The sequence below is a fragment of the Acidovorax sp. JHL-3 genome, from assembly GCF_000526295.1.
Classification (GTDB): domain Bacteria; phylum Pseudomonadota; class Gammaproteobacteria; order Burkholderiales; family Burkholderiaceae_C; genus Acidovorax; species Acidovorax defluvii.
Genome location: NZ_JAFU01000001.1, coordinates 1,348,401 through 1,369,521 on the forward strand (window position 1 = coordinate 1,348,401; position 21,121 = coordinate 1,369,521).

21 protein-coding genes are annotated in these 21,121 nt (G+C 66.3%); 15 read left to right on the forward strand and 6 right to left on the reverse strand.

Annotated elements, in window-relative coordinates; genetic code table 11:
* Positions 1-264 precede the first annotated feature (264 nt).
* Both K226_RS0106350 and K226_RS0106355 read left to right on the forward strand, forming a co-directional pair.
* Positions 265-696, forward strand: a complete 432-nt coding sequence (locus K226_RS0106350; RefSeq protein WP_024814007.1) for a YchJ family protein — start codon at positions 265-267, stop codon at positions 694-696.
* A gap of 305 nt (positions 697-1,001) precedes the next feature.
* Positions 1,002-1,697: a DUF4197 domain-containing protein gene (locus K226_RS0106355; protein ID WP_024814008.1), complete on the forward strand. Its 696-nt coding sequence runs from the start codon at positions 1,002-1,004 to the stop codon at positions 1,695-1,697.
* 19 nt (positions 1,698-1,716) lie between these two features.
* Here the strand turns inward: K226_RS0106355 and K226_RS0106360 are convergent, their stop codons facing one another.
* Together K226_RS0106360 and K226_RS0106365 are read right to left on the reverse strand one after the other, a co-directional pair.
* Positions 1,717-2,397, reverse strand: a complete 681-nt coding sequence (locus K226_RS0106360) for a glutathione S-transferase family protein (RefSeq protein ID WP_024814009.1) — start codon at positions 2,395-2,397, stop codon at positions 1,717-1,719.
* 135 nt (positions 2,398-2,532) lie between these two features.
* A complete protein-coding gene (locus K226_RS0106365; RefSeq protein ID WP_202899878.1) occupies positions 2,533-3,507 on the reverse strand; it encodes a LysR family transcriptional regulator in 975 nt (324 codons plus the stop codon).
* A gap of 116 nt (positions 3,508-3,623) precedes the next feature.
* On the opposite strand from K226_RS0106365, the gene K226_RS0106370 reads away from it, so the two are divergent.
* A complete protein-coding gene (locus K226_RS0106370) occupies positions 3,624-4,814 on the forward strand; it encodes a YbfB/YjiJ family MFS transporter (RefSeq protein WP_155886501.1) in 1,191 nt (396 codons plus the stop codon).
* Complete coding sequence (locus K226_RS0106375; RefSeq protein WP_238324199.1) at positions 4,811-5,392, forward strand: carboxymuconolactone decarboxylase family protein; 582 nt, start codon at positions 4,811-4,813, stop codon at positions 5,390-5,392. The genes K226_RS0106370 and K226_RS0106375 overlap by 4 nt, the downstream gene beginning before the upstream one ends.
* 141 nt (positions 5,393-5,533) lie before the next feature.
* On the opposite strand, the gene K226_RS0106380 is transcribed toward K226_RS0106375, so the two are convergent.
* Entirely contained in the window at positions 5,534-6,613 is a 1,080-nt protein-coding gene (locus tag K226_RS0106380) for an AraC family transcriptional regulator ligand-binding domain-containing protein (RefSeq protein WP_024814013.1), read from the reverse strand.
* A 128-nt stretch (positions 6,614-6,741) separates the two neighbouring features.
* Here K226_RS0106380 and K226_RS0106385 point away from each other — a divergent pair, with 128 nt between their 5' ends.
* From K226_RS0106385 to K226_RS0106410, 6 genes are all read left to right on the forward strand, one after another.
* Positions 6,742-8,472 carry an AMP-binding protein gene (locus K226_RS0106385; RefSeq protein ID WP_024814014.1) on the forward strand — a complete coding sequence of 577 codons (1,731 nt, stop codon included), beginning with the start codon at positions 6,742-6,744 and terminating at the stop codon, positions 8,470-8,472.
* Positions 8,473-8,491: 19 nt separating this feature from the next.
* Positions 8,492-10,114 carry a carboxyl transferase domain-containing protein gene (locus tag K226_RS0106390; protein WP_024814015.1) on the forward strand — a complete coding sequence of 541 codons (1,623 nt, stop codon included), beginning with the start codon at positions 8,492-8,494 and terminating at the stop codon, positions 10,112-10,114.
* A gap of 8 nt (positions 10,115-10,122) precedes the next feature.
* Positions 10,123-10,905, forward strand: a complete 783-nt coding sequence (locus K226_RS0106395) for an enoyl-CoA hydratase/isomerase family protein (protein ID WP_024814016.1) — start codon at positions 10,123-10,125, stop codon at positions 10,903-10,905.
* Positions 10,906-10,931: 26 nt separating this feature from the next.
* On the forward strand, positions 10,932-11,651 hold the full coding sequence (locus K226_RS0106400) for a DUF4126 domain-containing protein (RefSeq protein ID WP_024814017.1): 720 nt from the start codon (positions 10,932-10,934) through the stop codon (positions 11,649-11,651).
* On the forward strand, positions 11,652-13,679 hold the full coding sequence (locus K226_RS0106405) for an acetyl/propionyl/methylcrotonyl-CoA carboxylase subunit alpha (RefSeq protein ID WP_024814018.1): 2,028 nt from the start codon (positions 11,652-11,654) through the stop codon (positions 13,677-13,679). It abuts the gene before it with no gap.
* Positions 13,680-13,755: 76 nt separating this feature from the next.
* Complete coding sequence (locus K226_RS0106410) at positions 13,756-14,676, forward strand: glyoxylate/hydroxypyruvate reductase A (RefSeq protein WP_024814019.1); 921 nt, start codon at positions 13,756-13,758, stop codon at positions 14,674-14,676.
* Positions 14,677-14,701: 25 nt separating this feature from the next.
* Here the strand turns inward: K226_RS0106410 and K226_RS0106415 are convergent, their stop codons facing one another.
* The 3 genes from K226_RS0106415 to K226_RS0106425 all read right to left on the reverse strand — a co-directional run bounded on the left by K226_RS0106415 (position 14,702) and on the right by K226_RS0106425 (position 17,656).
* A complete protein-coding gene (locus K226_RS0106415) occupies positions 14,702-15,730 on the reverse strand; it encodes a tripartite tricarboxylate transporter substrate binding protein (RefSeq protein WP_024814020.1) in 1,029 nt (342 codons plus the stop codon).
* Positions 15,731-15,812: 82 nt separating this feature from the next.
* A complete protein-coding gene (locus K226_RS0106420) occupies positions 15,813-16,661 on the reverse strand; it encodes a 3-keto-5-aminohexanoate cleavage protein (RefSeq protein WP_024814021.1) in 849 nt (282 codons plus the stop codon).
* Complete coding sequence (locus K226_RS0106425) at positions 16,658-17,656, reverse strand: 3-hydroxyacyl-CoA dehydrogenase family protein (RefSeq protein ID WP_024814022.1); 999 nt, start codon at positions 17,654-17,656, stop codon at positions 16,658-16,660. The genes K226_RS0106420 and K226_RS0106425 overlap by 4 nt, the downstream gene beginning before the upstream one ends.
* A gap of 111 nt (positions 17,657-17,767) precedes the next feature.
* Here K226_RS0106425 and K226_RS0106430 point away from each other — a divergent pair, with 111 nt between their 5' ends.
* The 5 genes from K226_RS0106430 (at position 17,768) to K226_RS0106450 (ending at position 21,117) form a co-directional block, all read left to right on the forward strand.
* Positions 17,768-18,685, forward strand: coding sequence for a LysR family transcriptional regulator (locus tag K226_RS0106430; RefSeq protein WP_024814023.1), 918 nt, complete (start codon positions 17,768-17,770; stop codon positions 18,683-18,685).
* Between the two features lie 101 nt (positions 18,686-18,786).
* A complete protein-coding gene (locus K226_RS0106435) occupies positions 18,787-19,695 on the forward strand; it encodes a hydroxymethylglutaryl-CoA lyase (protein ID WP_024814024.1) in 909 nt (302 codons plus the stop codon).
* Between the two features lie 5 nt (positions 19,696-19,700).
* Positions 19,701-20,207 (forward strand): YbaK/EbsC family protein, encoded by a 507-nt coding sequence (locus tag K226_RS0106440; RefSeq protein ID WP_024814025.1) that lies wholly within the window; start codon positions 19,701-19,703, stop codon positions 20,205-20,207.
* Positions 20,204-20,479, forward strand: a complete 276-nt coding sequence (locus K226_RS0106445; RefSeq protein ID WP_024814026.1) for a DUF1289 domain-containing protein — start codon at positions 20,204-20,206, stop codon at positions 20,477-20,479. The genes K226_RS0106440 and K226_RS0106445 overlap by 4 nt, the downstream gene beginning before the upstream one ends.
* The gene (locus K226_RS0106450) at positions 20,476-21,117 is read left to right on the forward strand and encodes a 2-hydroxychromene-2-carboxylate isomerase (protein WP_024814027.1); all 642 of its coding nucleotides are present in this window, start codon (positions 20,476-20,478) and stop codon (positions 21,115-21,117) included. Before K226_RS0106445 ends, K226_RS0106450 begins: the two co-directional genes overlap by 4 nt.
* The last annotated feature ends 4 nt before the right edge of the window (positions 21,118-21,121 follow it).

Consider the following 21,121-nt stretch of genomic DNA (forward strand, 5'->3'; position numbering starts at 1 on the left):
CCGCAGGCGGGTCAGCCACTTCACCTTGGAGGATTGAAAACACCGCACCTGCGCAGGTTGCAGTAGTGCAGTTTTTTACTCAACTTTACATCTTAGGGGTTTTCCCTTGGTTTGGCTACCGGCGTGGCATGGTCTGGATCAAGGCGAACACTTGCGCGCGGTTGTATGTGCTCATCTCGGTGCGTCCGTGGGGCCCCGGGCTGCACAGGCGGCATTCAATAATCAGAGGGTTGTCCCGCCGATTGCTTCCACCGCCCGTCTGCCATGCCCCAAACCCCGCACCCACCCCAGTTTTTGCCCGCCTCTCCCTGTCCCTGCGGCGCTTTGTCGCCCCGGCAAAAAGCCCTGGTCTACGCCGACTGCTGCGGCCGTTATGTGGAGGATTTCGATGCCACGCCCGCGCCCGACGCCGAGCGGTTGATGCGCTCGCGCTATAGCGCTTTTGTGTTGCAACGGCGCGACTATTTGCTGGCCACCTGGCACGCCAGCCAGCGCCCGGCCACGCTGGAGTTCGAGCCCGGCGCGCACTGGCTGGGCCTTGCGGTGCGCAGCCACCGCGTGCTGGATGCCGACCACGCCGAGGTCGAGTTTGTGGCCCGCTACCGTGTGGCCGGGCGCGCCGTGCGTCTGCACGAATGCAGCCGCTTCGTGCGCGAGGCCGGGCGCTGGTACTACGTGGATGGTGACAGCCGCTGAGTTGAGGCCAAAAATGGCTCTAGCCCTTATGGAGTAAGCGCAAAAAGCTATCAAAAACAAAGTGCTTGTGGTGCAGGCCGTTGGAAAAAAAAGAAATTTCAATGAAAACTCCCCCAAGCGCTTATGTAGCAAGCGCTATTAGCTATTTATTACAGAGCATTTTTGTCGCGCCGTGGGGCAGGAAGAGGGGACATCGGTGGCGCGGCCACACTGCGGGTGGCGCCCGGTCAGCGGCCCGTTACAACCCCACGGTCGCACGCGGCACACTCGGGGGAGTTTCCCGTTTTTTCTTCAAGGAGCACTCCATGCAACGACGCCAATTCCAGGCCTGTAGTTTTGCCGCACTGATCGCCCTGGCCACCACGCGGGCGCAGGCCCTGTCGCTGGGTGAGCTCAGCAATGCCGACGCCAGCAGCGGCGTGAAGGCCGCGCTGGAGCAGGGCGCGCTGGCGGCTGTGGGCTTGCTGGGCCAATCTGGCGGGTTTTTGAACAACCCCAAGGTGCGCATCCCGCTGCCGGGTTACCTCAACGACGCGGCCAAGCTGATGAAGCGATTTGGCCAGGGCCAGCGCATCGAAGAGCTGGAAACCTCGATCAACCGCGCCGCCGAAGCCGCCGTGCCCATGGGCAAGGACTTGCTGGTGGGCGCCGTGCGCAGCATGACGGTGACCGACGCCAAGAACATCCTGGCGGGCGGCGACACCTCGGTGACGCAGTTCTTTTCTGAAAAAACCCGTGCCCCGTTGGGCCAGAAATTTTTGCCCGTCGTCTCCCAGGCAACGCAGAAGGTGGGCCTGGCCCAGCAGTACAACGCCTTTGCGGGCAAGGCGGCGGGTTTTGGCCTGGTGAAGAAGGAAGATGCGACCATCGAGCAGTACGTCACTGGCAAGACGCTGGACGGCCTGTATCTGGTGATCGGCGAGCAAGAGCAGCAACTGCGCCAGAACCCGGCGGCGGCGGGCAGCGCCATTTTGAAGAAGGTGTTTGGGGCGCTGAAGTAAGGGTTCTGCAGCAGGCCAGTCAAGGGCGGATATCGGGCGAAGGCTGTGGCGAAACCCCCTGGGCCAGCGCTGCCTGGTGCTGGGCAGCCAGTGCGCGCTGGTAGGCCGGGCGATCTTGAAGGCGCTGCCAGTAGGCCTGCGTGGCAGGGCCAAACTGCTCCACCAGTCCCAGGTGCTGCGCCAACAGCAACGCATACCCCACCGCCACATCCGCCGCCGTGAAGCGGCCTGCGCACAGATACTCGTTGTGTGCCACCGCCGCCTCTACCGCCCGCAGCCGCGCCAGAAACCAGCGCGTGTAGTCCTGCACCACCTGCGGCTGCTGCCGCTGCGCCGGCTCAAAGCGGCCATAGCGCAGCACCAGCGTCTGTGGAAAGGTCAGCGTGGCATCGCTCATGTGCAGCCAGTTCAGGTACGCGCCATACGCCGGGTGCGTGGGCGCCACATCCAGCCCCGCTTCGGGGTGCGTGGCGGCCAGGTATTGGCACATCGCGGCTGATTCGGTCATGCGCACCTCGTTGGGTGCCTTGCCTTGCACCAACAGCGGCACGGTGCCCAGCGGGTTCAGCTCCAGAAAACTGCGCGCCAGCGCCCGGGGCGGGAAGGGCAGCATGTGCAGGGTGTAGGGCAGTTGCAGCTCTTCGAGCATCCACAGGGGGCGGAAGGAGCGGGCGCTGACGCAGTGGTGGAGGTGGAGCATGGGGCGGTCTAGCTTCGCGGGCTGGCTGTTACTTCCCGCAGCTTAGGGTGCGTCGGGCTTCGGTCAAGAGCGGAGGTTCGAGCGAAGGCCCTGCAAGCCGCCCGTCGAGCAAGCTATGCATTGACGGCACTCCAATCACCATGGTCCGCAGCTCACGCTGCGCCCCCGCGATGAGCGCGGCTCTTTCTCTCGTCTGGATGTTTTGGCATCTGTGCCTGTTGTGAACGGCAAGGTGTTCTCGCCTTTGCTTGCGTCATGCGACGAAGGCAATAGGTCGATAAGCCCTTGCAGGGCCGGGCTGGCCTCACCTGACCACACCAAGTGCGTGTAGTTGACCCGTAGCCGCAAGGGCAGAGGATGGCGTTGCACCGCGCTTCCCAGCACAGCGTGATCGAGCATTTCCGCAGGCACGATGGCCACACCCGTGCCGCCAGCGACGCAGGCCACAATGGCGTGGTAGGAGCCCAAATCCAGCACCCGCCCCGGTGAAATGCCTCCCTCGGCCAGCCATTCATGGAGACGGCGACGGTAGGAGCAGCCGTGCGGAAAGACCACCAGTGTGCGGCCGCCCAAGTCAGCCGGGCGTTGCAACGCCGGAGAACCCTTGGCGGTGATGAGGACCAGTTCCTCCTCGAAAGCCGGCCGCGAAGAGAGGCTCCCCTTCTCGAAGGGCTCCGACACGAAAGCGGCCTCGACCTCGAAGTGCTCCAACCGGCGCAGCAAAGTGCCGGTCGTACCGGTCTGCAGTTCGACAGAAACCTCCGGGTGCTTCGCGTGGAACGCAGAAAGTACAGGCGGGAGCCGGGCGCCTGCCGCGCTTTCCAACGACCCCAACCTCAGCACTCCACGCACGGTGCCGCTGCACAGTTCCTGCTCGGCCAGATCGGCCATCTGCAGCAGCCGCTCGGCGTGGCCCAGCAGAGTGCGGCCGGCATCGGTCAGCACCAGGCCCCGACCCTGGCGCTTGAACAGCGTGACACCCAGGCGCGCTTCGAACTGCTTGATCCGGGTGGTGACGTTGGAAGGAACGCGGTGGAGCTGGCTGGCCGCCCGAGTCACCCCGCCTTCCCTGACCACGCAGCGAAAAATGTCCAGGTCTTCGAGATTCATCATTCTCATTTTGAGAAGTTTACTTCTCAATAATTCAGTATTCAACGCACTATTGGGGGTGTCCAATACGGCCCACGATGGACACTCCACCTTCCGATACCGTTCAGCCCGACCGCATGCACTGGCTCATCGTCAGCAGCGGCATCGTTGCGCTGGCGGTTGCCATGGGTATCGGCCGTTTCGCCTTCACGCCGCTGATGCCGCTGATGCTGCGCGACGGCACCCTCACGGTGGCCGCAGGCGCGGAATGGGCGGCTGCAAACTACATCGGCTACCTGCTCGGGGCGCTGACCGCAGCCTGGTTCTCACGCAATCCACGACGCGGTCTGCAGCTGGCACTGGTCGGTGTCGCGCTGACAACCTTGGCCATCGCAGGGACCGGCCACGGTTCGCCCCCTTGGATGGGCGCGCTGCTGCGCGGCGCCGCGGGTGTGTTCAGTGCCTGGGCGCTGGTTTGCACGAGCGGTTGGGGCCTGGCGGAGCTGGCCCGGCGACAGGCACCGCAACTCGGCGCCTGGATCTACGTCGGCGTGGGCCTTGGCATTGCGCTGGCAGGCACGCTCGCATGGCTCGGTGGGCCGCAGCCGGCCCAATGGCTGTGGCTGGAGATGGGGCTGCTCGCCGCAGGCGGCGCGCTATTTGTGGGATGGAAGTTGCAGCAGCACGCAGCCACGGCTGGGACTGCAGCTGCGGCGCCCCCGCCAGCACCGTCCCCAAGAACCGCTACCCAAGGGACTCTGCCTCTCGTGCTGTGCTACGGCACCTTTGGTTTCGGCTACATCGTGCCGGCGACCTTCCTGCCCGCGATGGCGCGGCAGCAGGTTGCCGACCCGCTGGTGTTCGGCCTCACCTGGCCTCTGTTCGGGCTCGCGGCGGCCCTGTCTGTCATGGCGGCTGCGCGCTACCTCTCGGCTTGGCCGCGCAGGCGCGTCTGGGCGCTGGCGCAAGGAACGATGGCGCTGGGCACGGCCCTGCCGCTGGCGACGCCGTCGCTGTGGGCGTTGGCCGCCAGCGCCGTGCTCGTGGGCGGCACGTTCATGGTCGCGACGATGGCCGGCCTGCAGCTGGCGCGCGAGCGGCTACCGAACAACCCGACGCCGCTGCTGTCCCGCATGACGGTCGCCTTTGCAGCCGGCCAGATCCTGGGGCCGCTTCTGGTGCGTGCAATCGGCCCTGGCCTCGTCGCTGGCTGGGACGCGCTGGCGTGGGCCAACGCCGCAGCCACGGTGCTGCTGATAGTTTCAGCCGCCTGGCTGTGGCGAGACAGCAATCCTCCTCCCTCAACCCTGACCAAGCACTTGCCATGAAAGTTGTTCCCTCGATGACATCCCCCCGGGCCTTTCCCGAAGCAGGCCAGCCTGAGCGCCTGGGGCCGCCGGCGACCCTGGACGCGGCGCAGCAGGATGCAGCCGACGAGCTGATCAACGGACCCCGCCGTGGCGTGTATGGCCCTTTCCGCCCGCTGCTACATCGCCCGCCGCTGCTGCGTGCAGTGGCCAAGGTGGGTGAAACTTTGCGCTACGAAGGCACGCTCGACGCCGCGCTGCGCGAATGGACGATCTGCGTCGTTGCGCGTGAACTCTCCAACGCCTTCGAGTGGGACATGCACCTGCCGCTCGCTGCAGCCGCCGGGGTCCCGGCAGCGGCGCTGGCTGCACTGGACGCCGGCGAGCCTTCGCCGTCCGCCCTGCGTCCCGACCTCGTGCTGGCGCGCACGGTTGCCAGTGAGCTCCTCAGCCGGCACCGCCTGAGCGAAGAAACCTGGAATGAGGGGCTAAGGGTATGGGGCGAATCGACGCTGGTCGAAGTGCTCACGCTGGTCGGCTACTTCGCCATGGTGTGCTGGCTGATGAATGTGGCCCGCACTCCGGGGCCGACGGCCTGAGCTGAGGATTGGAGGGCTCGGGTCCGTGGCTCGACCCTGTCCCAAAGACTTCTTTTGTACGAGGCCGAGGACTCCTCAGGGTCGCAAGGAGAAACTGATCCGGCTGACTGGCGTTCATCAAAACGCTCGCCCTCACGTTCCCTACACCCTCACCACCCTCCGAAACTCCGCCGGCGACTGCCCTGTCCACCCCCGAAACGCCCGGATAAAACTCTTCTCGTTCACAAACCCCGCCGCCTCGGCCACCTGCTTGATGGGGCGCTGGGTGCGGTGCAGCAGCTCCACCGCGCGGGTGCGGCGCACGTCGTCCTTCAGGCCCTGCAGCGTGGCGCCTTCTTCCTTCAGTTGCCGGTGCAGCGTGCGGGGTGAAACATGCAGCAGCGCGGCCAGCGATTCGGCGCTGTGCTGGGGCAGGGCGTGGGCAGGTTGCCCAGGCAGGGGCGCGGCCAGCAGCTGGCGCACGCGCTGCACCAGCAGGCGGTCGCGTCGGTACTGCAGCACCGTCAGCGGCAGGGCGTGCTGCAGCATTTGGCGCAGGGCCTGTTCGTCGCGGCGCAGGGGCAGGTTCAGGTAGCGGGCGTCAAAGTGCAGAGCCGTGCGCTGCGCGTGGAAGGTGACGGGGCCACGGAACAGCACGGCGTAGGCATCGGCATGCGGCGGCGCATCAAAGGCAAACTCGGCCGCGATGAGGGGAATGCGCGAGTCCACCAGCCAGCACGCCAGCCCGTGGGCATTGCGCAGCACGGATACCAGGCAGAACTCGCGCAGCGCGCCCAGGTCGCGGGCCTCGGTGATCGCCAGGGTGGCGGTCTCGCCCTGGGTAGTGAGGTGCAGGGCAATGTCGTCCGCCAGCAGGCCGTGGTGGCGGCACCAGCGGGCCAGGGCGACCTGCAGTGTGGGCGAGCTGATCGATGCGCGTGCCAGCATGCCGTAGCTGCCCCAGGGCAGGCGGCGGTTGAACCAGCCCAGGGCTTCGTCGTCCAGCTCTTGCATGGCGGCATCAGAGATCTGCTCCATCTGCCAGGCGGTGATGCGGGCGCTGTCGTCTTGCAGCAGCTGCGGCGCAATTTGTGCCTGGGCCAGTGCGCGGTGGGGGCTCAGGCCCCTTCTTTCGTAAGCCAATGCAATGGCGCGCACAAACGCGATGGGCGTAGCGGCCGGCGCGCCTGCGGCGACAAGCGGCTGCACCAGGGAATCGGGAGACGGGGCAAGGGATTTCACGGTGCACAGTGTGCCCCAGCCGTGGCACGATTTGCAACCTTTGTGGCAACCCGGCGCGGGACGAGGCTTCTATGCTTGAGGGGCGCCACCTTATGTGTGCCCCGGTGCGCGACCCAGGAGACAAGACCATGACGATTGCAGCCGCACAGAACAATGCACCGCCCGCAGACAGCTACGCCTGCGGTGCCACCGAGGTTCCCCTGATCGAGCAGACCATTGGCGCCTTTTTTGCCGACATGGTGGCCCGCCAGCCCGAGCGTGAGGCGCTGGTGAGCCGGCACCAGGGGCTGCGCTACACCTACCGCAGCCTGCAGACCGAGGCGCACCGCCTGGCCAGCGCACTGCTGGGCCTGGGCCTGGTGCCCGGCGACCGCGTGGGTATCTGGTCGCACAACAACGCCGAATGGGTGCTGATGCAGCTGGCCACCGCGCAGGTGGGCCTGGTGCTGGTCAACATCAACCCCGCCTACCGCACCTCGGAGGTGGAATATGCACTCAACAAGGTGGGCTGCAAGCTGCTGGTGACCATGGCGCGCTTCAAGACCAGCGACTACCTGGGCATGCTGCGCGAGCTGGCGCCCGAGTGGGTGCATGGCACGCCGGGCCAGCTGGAGGCGCTGCAATTGCCGCACCTGAACACCGTGGTGTGGATCGACGAGCCCGGCGTGGGTGGCGAAGAGCCGGGCTTGCTGCGCTTTTCCGACCTGATGGCGCGCGGCAATGCGGCCGACCCCCGCATCGCCCAGGTGGCTGCCACCTTGCGCGCCACCGACCCCATCAACATCCAGTTCACCAGCGGCACCACGGGCTTTCCCAAGGGCGCCACGCTCACGCACCGCAACATCCTGAACAACGGCTTCTTCATTGGCGAGTGCATGAAGCTCACGCCCGACGACCGCCTGTGCATCCCCGTGCCGCTGTACCACTGCTTTGGCATGGTGCTGGGCAACCTGGCGTGCCTCACGCACGGCTCGGCCATCGTCTACCCCAACGACGGGTTCGACCCGCTCACCGTGCTGCAAACGGTGCAGGACGAAAAATGCACCGGACTGCACGGCGTGCCCACCATGTTCATCGCCGAGCTGGACCACCCGCGCTTTGCCGAATTTGACCTGGGTAGCCTGCGCACCGGCATCATGGCGGGCTCGCCGTGCCCCACCGAGGTGATGAAGCGCGTGGTGGAGCAGATGAACCTGCGCGAGATCACCATCGCCTACGGCATGACCGAGACCAGCCCCGTGAGCTGCCAGAGCAGCACCGATACGCCGCTTGAAAAGCGCGTCTCCACCGTGGGCCAGGTGCAGCCGCACCTGGAGATCAAGATTGTGGACCCCGAAACCGGCGCCGTGGTGCCCCGGGGTCAGCGCGGCGAGTTCTGCACCAAGGGCTATTCGGTGATGCACGGCTATTGGGGCGACGAGACCAAGACGCGCGAAGCCATCGACGCCGATGGCTGGATGCACACCGGTGACCTCGCCACCATGGACGCCGAGGGCTACGTGAACATCGTCGGCCGCATCAAGGACATGGTGATCCGGGGCGGCGAAAACATCTACCCGCGCGAGATTGAAGAGTTTCTGTACCGCCACCCGCAGGTGCAGGACGTGCAGGTGGTGGGCGTGCCCGACCCCAAATACGGAGAAGAACTCTGCGCCTGGATCATTGCCAAGCCCGGCACCAAGCCCACCGAAGACGACATCCGCGCCTTCTGCAAGGGCCAGATCGCGCACTACAAGGTGCCGCGCTATATCCGCTTTGTGGCTGCTTTCCCGATGACGGTGACCGGCAAGATTCAGAAGTTCAAGATCCGCGACGAGATGACGGACCAGCTGGGCCTGGTCGAAGCCAAAACGGCGTGAAACAAAGAAGTACTACAGCATGACCATTCTCGACACCCAACTCAACGCCCGCTCGGCCGACTTTCTGGCCAACGCTGCGGCCATGCGCACGCTGGTGAATGACCTGCGCGCCCAGCTCGACCAGATCGCCCTGGGCGGCGGCGAGGCCGCACGCGCCAAGCATGTGGCGCGCGGCAAGCTGCTGCCGCGCGAGCGCGTGCAAATGCTGCTCGACCCCGGCACGCCGTTTTTGGAGCTGGCACCGCTGGCCGCACTGAACATGTACAACAACGACGCCCCCGGCGCGGGCCTGATTGCAGGCATCGGGCGCGTGAGCGGAGTGGACTGCATGATCGTGTGCAACGACGCCACCGTGAAGGGCGGCACCTACTACCCCCTCACCGTAAAAAAACACCTGCGCGCCCAGGAAGTGGCGCAGCAAAACCACCTGCCGTGCATTTACCTGGTGGACTCGGGCGGCGCGAACCTGCCCAACCAGGACGAGGTGTTTCCTGATCGCGACCATTTCGGCCGCATCTTCTTCAACCAGGCCAACATGAGCGCACTGGGCATCTCGCAGATCGCCGTGGTCATGGGCAGCTGCACGGCGGGCGGCGCCTATGTGCCCGCGATGAGCGACGAATCCATCATCGTGAAGAACCAGGGCACCATCTTTTTGGGTGGCCCGCCGCTGGTCAAGGCCGCCACGGGCGAGGTCGTCACGGCTGAAGACCTGGGCGGCGGCGACGTGCACACGCGCCTGTCGGGCGTGGCCGACCACCTGGCGCAAAACGACATGCACGCCCTGCAACTGGCGCGCAATGCAGTGCGAAATTTGAATAAAAACAAGGCTCCAGCGCCCGCCGATCAAGCGCCGGTAGCTCCTAAATTTGCAGCAGAAGAACTGTACGGCGTGATCCCTGTGGACACGCGCAAGCCCTTTGACGTGCGCGAGATCATTGCCCGCATCGTCGATGGCAGCGAGTTCGACGAGTTCAAGGCGCGCTACGGCACCACGCTGGTCACGGGCTTTGCGCGCATTGAGGGCATGATGGTCGGCATCATCGCCAACAACGGCATTTTGTTCAGCGAGTCGGCCCTCAAGGGCGCGCATTTCATCGAGCTGTGCTGCCAGCGCAAGATCCCGCTGGTGTTCTTGCAGAACATCACCGGCTTCATGGTGGGCCGCAAGTACGAAAACGAAGGCATTGCCCGCAACGGCGCCAAGATGGTCACGGCCGTGGCCACGGCCAGCGTCCCCAAGTTCACCATCATCATCGGCGGCAGCTTTGGGGCGGGCAACTACGGCATGTGCGGCCGGGCCTTCAGCCCGCGCTTTTTGTGGATGTGGCCCAACGCGCGCATCAGCGTGATGGGCGGTGACCAGGCTGCGGGCGTGCTGGCCACCGTCAAGCGCGACGGCATCGAGGCCAAGAGCGGCAAGAAAGGTGAGGAAGCCTGGAGCATGGAGGACGAAGAAGCCTTCAAGGCCCCCATCCGCCGCCAGTACGAAGACCAGGGCCACCCCTACTACGCCACCGCGCGCCTGTGGGATGACGGTGTGATCGACCCCGCCGACACCCGCCGCGTGCTGGCGCTGGGCCTGGCGGCCACGCGCAACGCGCCGATTGAAGACACCAAGTTCGGCCTGTTCCGCATGTGAGGAAGACCATGGCAGCCCTTTCCATCCGCTACGAAGGCCCCCGCGCCACCATCACCCTGACCCAGCCCGAGGTGCGCAATGCCTTCAGCGACGAGGTCATTGCCGAAATCACGGCGGCCTTCGCCGAGGTGGGTGCCCGTGCCGATGTGCGCGCCGTGGTGCTGGCGGCTGAGGGGCCCGCGTTCTGCGCAGGAGCCAACCTCAACTGGATGCGCCGCATGGCCGACTACACGCGCGCTGAAAACGTCGCCGATGCCGCCAAGCTGGCCGAGATGCTGCGCGTGATCTACGAATGCCCCAAGCCCACCATTGCGCGCGTGCAGGGCGATGTGTATGCCGGTGGCATGGGCCTGGTGGCCGCGTGCGATATGGCGGTGGCGGTGGACACGGCGGGCTTTTGCCTCAGCGAGGTGAAGCTGGGGCTCATTCCCGCCACCATCAGCCCCTATGTGATCCGTGCCATGGGCGCGCGGGCCGCGCACCGTTATTTCCTCACGGCCGAGCGTTTTGGTGCGTTTGATGCGCTGCGCATCGGTTTTGTGCACGAGGTGGTGGCGACCGACCAACTCGACGCCAAGGTGGACGAACTGCTCAAGGCCCTCACCAGCGCCAGCCCCAACGCCGTGCGCGCCTGCAAGAAGCTCGTCATGGATGTGGCCGAGCGCGAGATCAATGCAGGCCTGATTGCCGCCACGGTGCAGGGCATTGCCGACATCCGCGCGAGCGATGAGGGCAAGGAAGGCGTGCAGTCTTTCCTGCAAAAGCGCAAACCCGCGTGGTTGCTGGTCTGAGCCCTCAGCGATACGCCTGAACAACCATGGACCAACTCTGGCTCGCCATCGTCCAGTGGCTTCACACCGTGGGGCTGCATGTGGACGCGGGCGCGGCGCGCAGTGTGGCTGAGGGTGCGGCGCGTGCCACCGCGCAGCTCGACATGCCCAGCCTGCTGGCGCTGGCCGCCGCGCTGGGCTGGGCCAGCGGCTTTCGGTTGTATGCCGTGGTGTTTCTGGTCGGCATGATGGGTGTGCTGGGCTGGATGCCGTTGCCGCCTGGCCTGACCATGCTGCAGCACCCTGTGGTGCTGATGGTCAGCGGCTTCATGCTGATGGTGGAGTTTTTTGCCGACAAGGTGCCCTGGCTGGACAGTGCCTGGGATGCAGTGCACGCCTTCATCCGCGTGCCCGCAGGTGCCGCGCTGGCCTTCGGCGTCTTTGGCGCCGACAACGCCACGATGGCAGTTGCGGCAGGGCTGTTGGGTGGCTCGCTCTCGGCCACGGCGCTGGCCACCAAGATGACCACGCGCGCCGCCGTGAACACCTCGCCCGAGCCTTTCTCCAACTGGGGCCTGTCGTTCTTTGAGGACGGCCTGGTCGTGGCAGTGGTGTGGCTGGCCACGCAGTACCCCGTGGCCTTTGGCATCGCCCTGGTGGTGATGGTGATCGTGTCGGTACTGCTGCTGGTGGTGCTGTTCAAGTTTCTGCGCGCAGTGGTGCGGCGCTTGTCTTCTTTCTTTTCTGGTTCTGCCAAGGTGGCCTAAATGTTCAAAAAAATTCTGATTGCCAATCGCGGGGAGATCGCCTGCCGTGTAGCAGCCACGGCCAAGTGCTTGGGCGTGAAGACCGTCGCCGTGTATTCCGATGCTGACGCCAGTGCCAAGCATGTGGCCGTGTGCGACGAGGCTGTGCACATCGGCGGCAGTGCACCCAAGGACAGCTATCTGCGCTGGGAACGCATCATCGACGCCGCCAAAGCCACGGGCGCGCAGGCCATCCACCCGGGCTACGGCTTTCTGAGCGAGAACGAAGACTTCGCCCAGGCCTGTGCCGACGCGGGCCTGGTCTTCATCGGCCCACCCGCCAGCGCCATCAACGCCATGGGGCTCAAAGCCGAGTCCAAGCGCCTGATGGAGCAGGCCCAGGTGCCCCTGGTGCCCGGCTACCATGGTGCCGACCAGGACCCCGCGCTGCTGCAGCGCGAGGCCGACCGCATTGGCTACCCGGTGCTCATCAAGGCCAGCGCGGGTGGTGGTGGCAAGGGCATGCGCGCGGTGGACAAGAGCGAGGACTTTGCCGCAGCACTCGAATCGTGCAAGCGCGAGGCCATCAACAGCTTTGGCGACGATGCGGTGCTGGTCGAGAAATATGTGCAGCGCCCCCGCCATATCGAGATCCAGGTGTTTGGAGACACGCACGGCAACTGCGTGTACCTGTTCGAGCGCGACTGCTCGGTGCAGCGCCGCCACCAAAAGGTGCTGGAAGAAGCCCCCGCCCCCGGCATGACGCCCGAGCTGCGCGCCCGCATGGGCGAGGCCGCCGTGGCCGCAGCCCGCGCCGTGAACTACGTGGGCGCAGGCACGGTGGAGTTCATCGTGGAGCAGCCCGGCGGCTACGACGCTCCCGAGCAGATGAAGTTCTACTTCATGGAGATGAACACCCGCCTGCAGGTGGAACATCCCGTGACCGAAGCCATCACGGGCCTCGACCTGGTGGAGTGGCAGCTGCGTGTGGCCTCGGGCGAGCCACTGCCACTGAAGCAGGAAGACCTGCGCATCCACGGCCACGCCATCGAGGCACGCATTTGCGCCGAGAACCCCGACAACAACTTCCTGCCCGCCACCGGCGCGCTCAATGTGTACGTGCTGCCTGAGTGCGTGACCTTCGAGCGGGGTGCGGTCCGCGTCGATTCCGGCGTGCGCCAGGGCGATGCGATCAGCCCGTTCTACGACTCCATGGTGGCCAAACTCATCGTGCACGGCGACACGCGCGAGCAGGCGCTGGCGCGGCTCGATGAAGCGCTGGCGCAGACCCACATCGTGGGCCTGGCAACCAACGTGCAGTTCTTGCGCCGCGTGGCGCGCACCGATTCGTTTGCCCAGGCCAAGCTCGACACCGCGCTCATCCCGCGCGAGCAGGCCGTGCTGTTCCACCAGGAACCCGTGGGCCTGCCGCTGGCCGCTGCGGCGGCCGTAGCGCAAACGCTGCTGAACGAACGCGCCAGCGAGGGCGTGGACCCCTTCAGCCGCCGCGACGGTTTTCACACGCATGGCGTGGTGCAGCGCCGCTTCGAGTTTGAATTTGGCGATGAACATGCCAAGGCGCTGCTGACCTACGAGCGCGGCGGCAGCCTGCATCTGGCGGTAGGCGAGGGCGATGCCGCCGTGGCCGGCCCGTTGGTGTTCAACGCTGTGGCGCAGGGCATCGAATTGCAGTTTGCCGGCCAGCGCACCCGCGCCGCCGTGTATGCCCAGGGCGAGGTGGACCATGTGTTCACCCCGCTGGGTGCCACGCAGATCACCGCCATCGACCTGCTGGCCCACTCGGGAGAGACCGCGGCCGAGGGTGGGCGCCTCACCGCGCCCATGCCGGGCAAAGTGGTGTCGTTTGCCGTGAAGGCGGGCGACGCCGTGACCAAGGGCCAGCCCCTGGCGGTGATGGAAGCCATGAAGATGGAGCACACCATTGCGGCCCCGGCCGACGGCGTGGTGCAGGAGCTGCTGTACGCGCCCGGCGATCAGGTCACCGAAGGGGCCGAGCTGCTCAAGCTGGTCGTTGCCGACAAGGCCTGAACATGACCGGGTGCGGCAAAGGGTGCACGCCTTGCCTTGCTGCGCGCGCGTCGCAATGGCGTTAACCTCGGGCGCCATGAAAATCACCTTTTGTTGTACCGATACCAAGGCCGAGCCCTGGCTCCAGGGGCTGTCCGCTGCGCTGCCCGGCGCTGAGCTTTCTGTGTGGGAGCCCGGCGCCCCGGTCGCCGATTACGCCGTCGTCTGGGCACCGCCCCAGCAGTTCATGGATGAGCAGCAGGGCATCAAGGCCTTGTTCAACATTGGCGCGGGCGTGGATGCGCTGTTGCAGCGCCGCCTGCCGCAGGGTGCCCGCGTGGTGCGCCTGGACGATGCGGGCATGGCCGTGCAGATGGCCGAATACGTGTGCCACGCCGTCATCCGCCATTTTCGGGAGTTCGACCAATACGAGGCCAGCATGCGTGCGGGCCAATGGGCCTACCGCAAGCCGCGCCTGCGCCAGGACTTTGCCGTGGGCGTGATGGGGCTGGGCGTGCTGGGCGAGCGCGTGGCCAAGGCCCTGGCGCAGTTTGATTTTCCCGTCAACGGCTGGAGTCGCAGCCCCAAGGCCATTGATGGCGTGCGCGCCTTCACGGGTGCGGAGCAGTTCAACGACTTTCTGGGCGCCAGCCGTGTGCTGGTCAACCTGCTGCCCCTCACGCCTGACACGACCGACGTGATCAACAAGGACGCGCTGAGCCGCCTGCAGCCCGGCGCGTACGTGATCAACGTAGCGCGCGGCGCTCATCTGGTGGACGAAGACCTGCTCGCAGCTATCGACAGCGGCCATGTGGCCGGTGCCACGCTCGATGTGTTTCGTACCGAGCCGCTGCCCGCGGGCCACGCGTTCTGGAACCACCCGCGCATCACCATCACGCCCCATACCTCGGCGCGTACGCTGCGCGAAGAGAGTATTGCCCAGATCGCGCGCAAGATGGCCGCGCTACAGCGGGGCGAGGCCGTGGCGGGTGTAGTGAACCCCGCGCGCGGCTACTGAGCCGCGCCAGCTCGCCGCGTGGCGGTCAATCCACCGTCACGCCAGCATCACGCACGAGCTTGCCCAGGCGCTGTGCATCGGCCTTGATCAGCGCGCCAAAGTCGGCTGCGCTGCCCGCCACCACGGGGGTGCCGATGGCCTCCCACTTGGCGCGGAATGCGGGCTCCTTGAAGATGGCGTTGACCGTGGCGTTGAGCTTGTCGATGGTGGCCTGGGGTGTGCCAGCGCGCACCGCAATGCCGTGCCAGCCCGTGATCTGGTAACCCGCAATGCCGGCCTCGGCCATGGTGGGCACGTTGGGCAGCACCTTGGCGCGTTCGCCCGATGTGACGGCCAGCGGTATGAGTTTGCCCGCCTGGATGTGGGGCAAGGAGCTGCCGACGATGTCGAACATCACGTTCACCTGCCCGCCGATCAGGTCGTTGAGCGCGGGGCCTGCTCCCCGGTAGGGGATGTGCCCCATCTTCACGCCTGCCGTGGTGTTGAACAGTTCGCCCGCCAGGTGCTGTGGCGTGCCGTTGCCGGCTGACGCGTAGCTCAGCACCGGCTTGCCGGCCTTGGCCATGGCCAGGAACTCGGCCAGTGTCTTGACGCCCAGCGAGGGGTGAACTTCAAGTACCAGCGGGAATGCCGACAGCTGGATCACCGGCGCCAGATCGGTCAGCGGGTTGAACGGCATGCTGGCGTACAGCGATGGGTTGACTGCCATCGGGCCGCTGGCGGCCAGCAGCAGCGTGTGGCCGTCGGCCGGTGCCTGCTTGGCCACTTCGGCGCTCCCGGTATTGCCACCGGCCCCGCCCTTGTTGTCCACCACCACGGTCACGCCCAGGCGGCTTTGCAGCTCGGGCTGCAACATGCGGGCCATCAGGTCGGTGGGGCCACCGGGTGGGTAGGGCACCACAAAGCGGATGGTTTTGCTGGGGAAGGCGGTGGCCGCTGTTTGTGCAGCGGCCTGACCTGCGATGCCCAGGGCCAGGGGTACGGCAAGGGCCGCGTGCAGCACGGCGCGCCGGGTGGTGCGAGGCATCGATGAGGGAAGGTGGCGGTGGTGCATGTCTGTCTCCTGTGGGGATGGATAAGGCCCGTCTGCTGCGGGTTGATGTCAATAGATGTGGTCTGTTGCGCGTCGGTGCCGCTCAGCCTGCGCCAAAGCGCTGCCGGATGTCAGCGGCTGTCGCCAGCGGGCGGCCCAGCGCGGCGGCTGCTTCGACGGCCTGGCGTACCAGCGCGGTGTTGTCGGGGGCCACGCTGCCGTCCTTGCACAGCAGGTTGTTTTCAAAGCCGACGCGCGCGTGGCCGCCGAACAGCGTGGCAGCAGTGATGCAGGTGTTTTCTGCAGCACCAAAGGCGCACACGGCCCAGGGCTCTGGGCCTTCGTGGGCGGCCAGGAACGGCAGCAGGTCGCGCGGGCTGGAGGTCTGCCCCGCGCTGTAGCGGCCCAGCACAAACAGCAGGAACCAGGCGGCGTCGGGCACTACGCCACTGGCGCGCAGCGCCTGCCAGCGGCGCAGGTCGGGCACGTCGTACAGGATGACCTGCACCATGGTGTGGCGCTGCGCCAGGTCGGCAAAAAAGCGCCGCAGACCTGCCTCGCCAATCTCGGGCTTGTCGATTTCGCGCAGGCCGATGGACACGGCCTCGGGTTGCAGGGCTTCGACCATGGCGATCTGCGCCGGTGCCTGGTAGACGCCTGCGGCCTCGCTGGTGATCTGGATCACCATGGCATCGCCTACGGCCTGGCGTACCACGCGCTGGGCCTCGCGGTAGCCCTCCACATCGAGGCTATGGCGGCCCTGCGCATCGCGGATGTGCATGTGCAGCATCGCGGCTCCTGCGTCCAGGCAGGACTTGGCCGTGGTGGCCAGCGTTGCTGGCGTGATGGGTACGGCCGGGTGGTCGGCGGGCTGTTTGTAGGCACCGTTGGGCGCCACGGTCACGATCAGCGGATCGGTCCATTGGTTGTGGGTGGTGGGCGATGCACTCATGAGCGGGCTCCGGTGGTCGATGGGGTGTCTGTCGATGAGGTATCGGTGGGGGGCTCAATGGTGGGCAACTCGCTGGCCAGCAGGGCCAGGCCCTGGCGCAGCAGCGCGTCGTAACGCGCGCGTTCGGCCTGCTTGCGGTCATCGGGCCAGTCAAAAAAGCCCTTGCCCGTCTTCATGCCCAGGGTGCCCTGGGCCACCTTGTCGCGCAGGGCCTGGGCGGGTACGTCGGTGTTCGACAGCGTGGGGTACATGGTGGCTGCGGCAGCGGTATGCACCTCGATACCCGCGTGGTCGCGCTGCAGCACCGGCCCGGCCGCCAGAAAGCGGAAGCCAAAACCAAAGCGCACGGCGGCGTCCACGTCCTCGGGGGAGGCAATGCCTTCGTCGATAAGCGCAAACGCCTCGCGCGACAAGGCGTGTTGCATGCGGTTGGCCAGAAAGCCCGGCTTGTCCTTCTTGACCAGCACCGGCACGCTGCCGCAGCCGCGCATGAAGGCGTGTAGCCAGGTGCCCAGCGCCGGGTCGCTGCGCTCGCCCAGCACCACCTCCACCAGCGGCACCAGGTGCGCGGGCATGAAGAAGTGCAAGCCCAGCATGCGCTGTGCCGTGGCCAGGCCGTGGGCGATGGCGCTGATGGGAAAGCCTGAGCTGTTGCTGGCCAGTACGGCGTTGAGGGGCGCCACAGCTTCCAGCTCGGCAAACAACTTTTGCTTGGCGGCCAGTTGCTCGGTGATGCATTCGACCACCAGCACCACGCCGCTCCAGTCCACGTCCTGCAGGCTGGCGCACACCTGCACCGGGCCGGCATGGGTGGCCTGGCCCGCGGCGGCCAGCTCTTGCGCAATGTGGGGCAACACGTGGTCGCGGCGTGCGGCGTGGGGGTCCACCACCGTGACCTGCGCGCCGCCCCGGGCCAGGACCACGGCTACATCGGCCCCCATGGTGCCTCCGCCCACCACCACGGTGCGCGCGTTACGCGGCGAACTGTTGTCCATCGTGTCTCCTTGTCGTTGTCAAGCTGCTCAAGCGATGTGCTTGCATTTCAATTCAGTCTAGGTGGCCTGCATTGCGCGGTCTAGCCGTCTTTTTCGATAGACTGATCGGCCATGAAGATTAATTGGTCCGCCCGCGAGGTGGATGTGTTCTTGTCGCTGGCCGAGACGCTGAGCTTTCGGCGCACGGCCCTGCAGGTGCACCTGTCGCAGTCGGCGGTGTCGGGCACGGTGGCGCGGCTGGAGGAAATGCTGGACGTGCGGCTGTTTGAGCGCACCACGCGCACCGTGCAGCTCACGCTGGCGGGCGAGGTGTTTGCCGAGCAAACCCGATTTTTGCGCCACCAGATGGAGGAGACCGTGCGCCGCGTGCAGGAGGTAGCGCAACTGCAGGTGGGCCGCATTGCGCTGGCGGCGCTGCCGTCGTTGGCAGCCGGGGCCGTGCCGCGCGCGTTTGCCCGGTTTGCTGCGCAGCATCCGGGCGTGCAGCTGGAGCTGTTTGACAGCCTGGCCGGCCCGGCGTTTGACATGGTGCGCGCCGGGCGGGTCGACTTTGCCCTCACGGCCGCCAACCCCGCCTATGCAGACCTGGACTACACCCCGCTGGTGTCCGACCGCTTTGTGCTGTTGATGGGACGCACGCACCTGCTGGCACGGGCGCGCAGTGCCATCGCCTGGGCGGATGTGGCCGAGCTGCCGCACATTTCCATGCCCGCAGGTACCAGCGTGCGGCAATATGCAGAAGAGGCCTTGCTGACCCACCGCATTCGCTTTGCGCCGCGCTACGAGGTGGAACACCTGGCCACCATCGCGGCCATGGTGGCGGCGGGGTTGGGCGTGAGTGCGTTGCCCGAGCTGGCTGCCCAGGTCGTGCGCAGGCCCGAGGTGGTCACGCGTCCACTCAAGGCGCCTGTGCTGCACCGGCCCATCGGGCTGATCACTCTGCGCGGGCGACCCCTGTCGCTGGCGGCGCAGGAGATGGTGGCCCTGCTGCGGCAGGAAGTACAAAGCTCGGGCACTGTGGGCCGCTGATGGCGCGTCCGGAGAATGGTCTGGCACGATATGAGGTGGCCTTGGCCCAGTACTCGCTGGACAATGAGAAATTTTCCTGACCTCTTCATCTGGTAGCCCCCATGAGCATTCCCTCCCGCGTTCACCTCATCGACGTTGGCCCCCGCGATGGCCTGCAAAACGAAAAGACCCCCGTGCCTGCCGCCGTCAAGATCGAGCTGGTGCACCGCTTGCAGCAGGCGGGCCTGAAAGAGATCGAGGTCACCAGCTACGTGTCTCCAAAGTGGGTGCCACAGATGGCCGATAACCACGAGGTCATGGAAGGCGTCGCGCGCCAGGCGGGCGTGGCGTATTCGGTGTTGACGCCCAATCTCAAAGGTTATGAGGCGGCGGTGCTCGATAAGCCCGACGAGATCGTGGTGTTCGGATCGGCCAGCGAGGCCTTCAGCCAGAAAAACATCAACTGCTCCATTGCGGAAAGCATCGAACGCTTTGCGCCCGTGGTCGAAGCAGCCTTGGCCGCTGGCATTGCCGTGCGCGGCGCCATGAGCTGCACCGTGGGCTGCCCCTACGAGGGCGACATTGCACCGCAGCAGGTGGCTTACCTGGCAGGGCTGATGAAAGGCATTGGCGTGCAGCGCGTGGACGTGGCCGACACCATTGGCGTCGGCACGCCGCGCAAGGTGCAGCGCGCCATCGAGGCCACGCTGCAGCATTTCGGCATCGACGCGATCTCGGGCCATTTTCACGACACCTACGGCCAGGCGTTGTCCAACACGCTGGCCGCGCTGGAACTGGGGGTGTGGAACTACCAGGCTTCCGTGGCAGGTCTGGGCGGCTGCCCTTACGCCAAGGGCGCCACCGGCAACGTGGCCACCGAAGACGTGGTCTTCATGCTGCATGGCATGGGCATTGAAACCGGCATTGATCTCGACAAGCTCGTGGATGCAGGCGCCTACATCAGCGACTACCTGGGCCGCAAACCCAACTCGCGTGTGGCCGTGGCCGTGCTCAACAAGCGCGCGGGGTGACGGATATGAGTCGAGCCGAACTTGAAGGCCTGCCCGAGGGTGTGCAGCGCGTGGTGGCAGCGCTGCAGGCGCAGGGACATGGGCACATGCCGCGCATGCTCGACGACGCCGCGCGCACCGCGCAGCAGGCAGCCGATGCGCTGGGTGTGGCGCTGGGGCAAATTGCCAAGAGCATCATCTTTCGCCGCAAGGCAGACGACGTGGCCGTGCTCGTCATCACCTCGGGCGACCGGCGCGTGGACGAAAAGAAGGTCGAGGCCCATGTGGGCAAGATCGGCCGTGCCGACGCCGGGTTTGTGAAGGAGCGCACGGGCTTCTCGATTGGCGGTGTTGCGCCCATTGCGCATGCCACGAAACCGGTCACGCTGATCGACCGCGACCTGCTGCGCTTTGACGTGGTGTGGGCGGCGGCCGGGCACCCGCATGGCGTGTTTCCGTTGCACCCGGGCGACCTGCAGCGCTTGACCGGGGCCCCCGTGGTGGATGTAGTGCAAGAGGCGGTGGCGGTATGAGTGCTACAGAAGCAATAGCTGCTCGCGCACAGCTGTTAAGCTCTGCGGGCTATTTTGATGCAGATTCTGACGAGGTGATCCCCTCGCCCTGCATCTCGGTGTGCCGCATGACCGAAGACCGCAGCCGCTGCGAAGGGTGCTTTCGCACCATCCCCGAGATTCGCGCCTGGGCGCTGGCCGACAGCGCCGAGCGCCTGGCCATCTGGGCGCGGCTGGCGCAGCGTGCTGGAATGCCATTTCCCCCTGAAGCCGTTGCCAAGGATCCGACATGAAGCGCATCACGTTCTACCTCGACGTCGTTTCGCCCTACGCCTGGCTGGCCTTCGAGCGCCTGCCCGAGGTGCTGGAGGGCTTGAGCTACAGCGTGGAATACCGTCCGGTGCTGCTGGGCGCGCTGCTCAAGCAGCATGGCAACCCGGGGCCGGCGGGCATTGCTCCGAAGCGTGACTGGACCTATCGCCATGTCACCTGGCTGGCCCATTCGCTGGGCGTGGGCCTGCAGATGCCGGCGCGCCACCCGTTCAACCCGCTGCCGCTGTTGCGCCAGGCCCTGGCCTGCAGCCGTGACGGCAGCGTCAACCGCTTTGTCGCGGGCACGCTGCTGCGCCATGTGTGGCAGGGCGGTCACGATGCCCTGGATGCACAGCGCCTCACCGACCTGGCCGCCGCGCTGGAGGCGCAGCTGCAACCCGACGACGCCGATGGCGCACGCGCCAAGGCGCTGCTGCGCAGCAACACCGATGCGGCCGCCGCGCGCGGCGTGTTTGGTGTGCCCGCCTTCGAGGTCGATGGCAAGGTTTTCTGGGGCTTCGACAGCCTGCCCATGCTGCGCGCCTATCTGGAAGGCGACACCTGGTTCGGGCACGACTGGGACGCTGCTGCAAGCGTGGCGCAAGGCCTGCCCGGTTGAATGG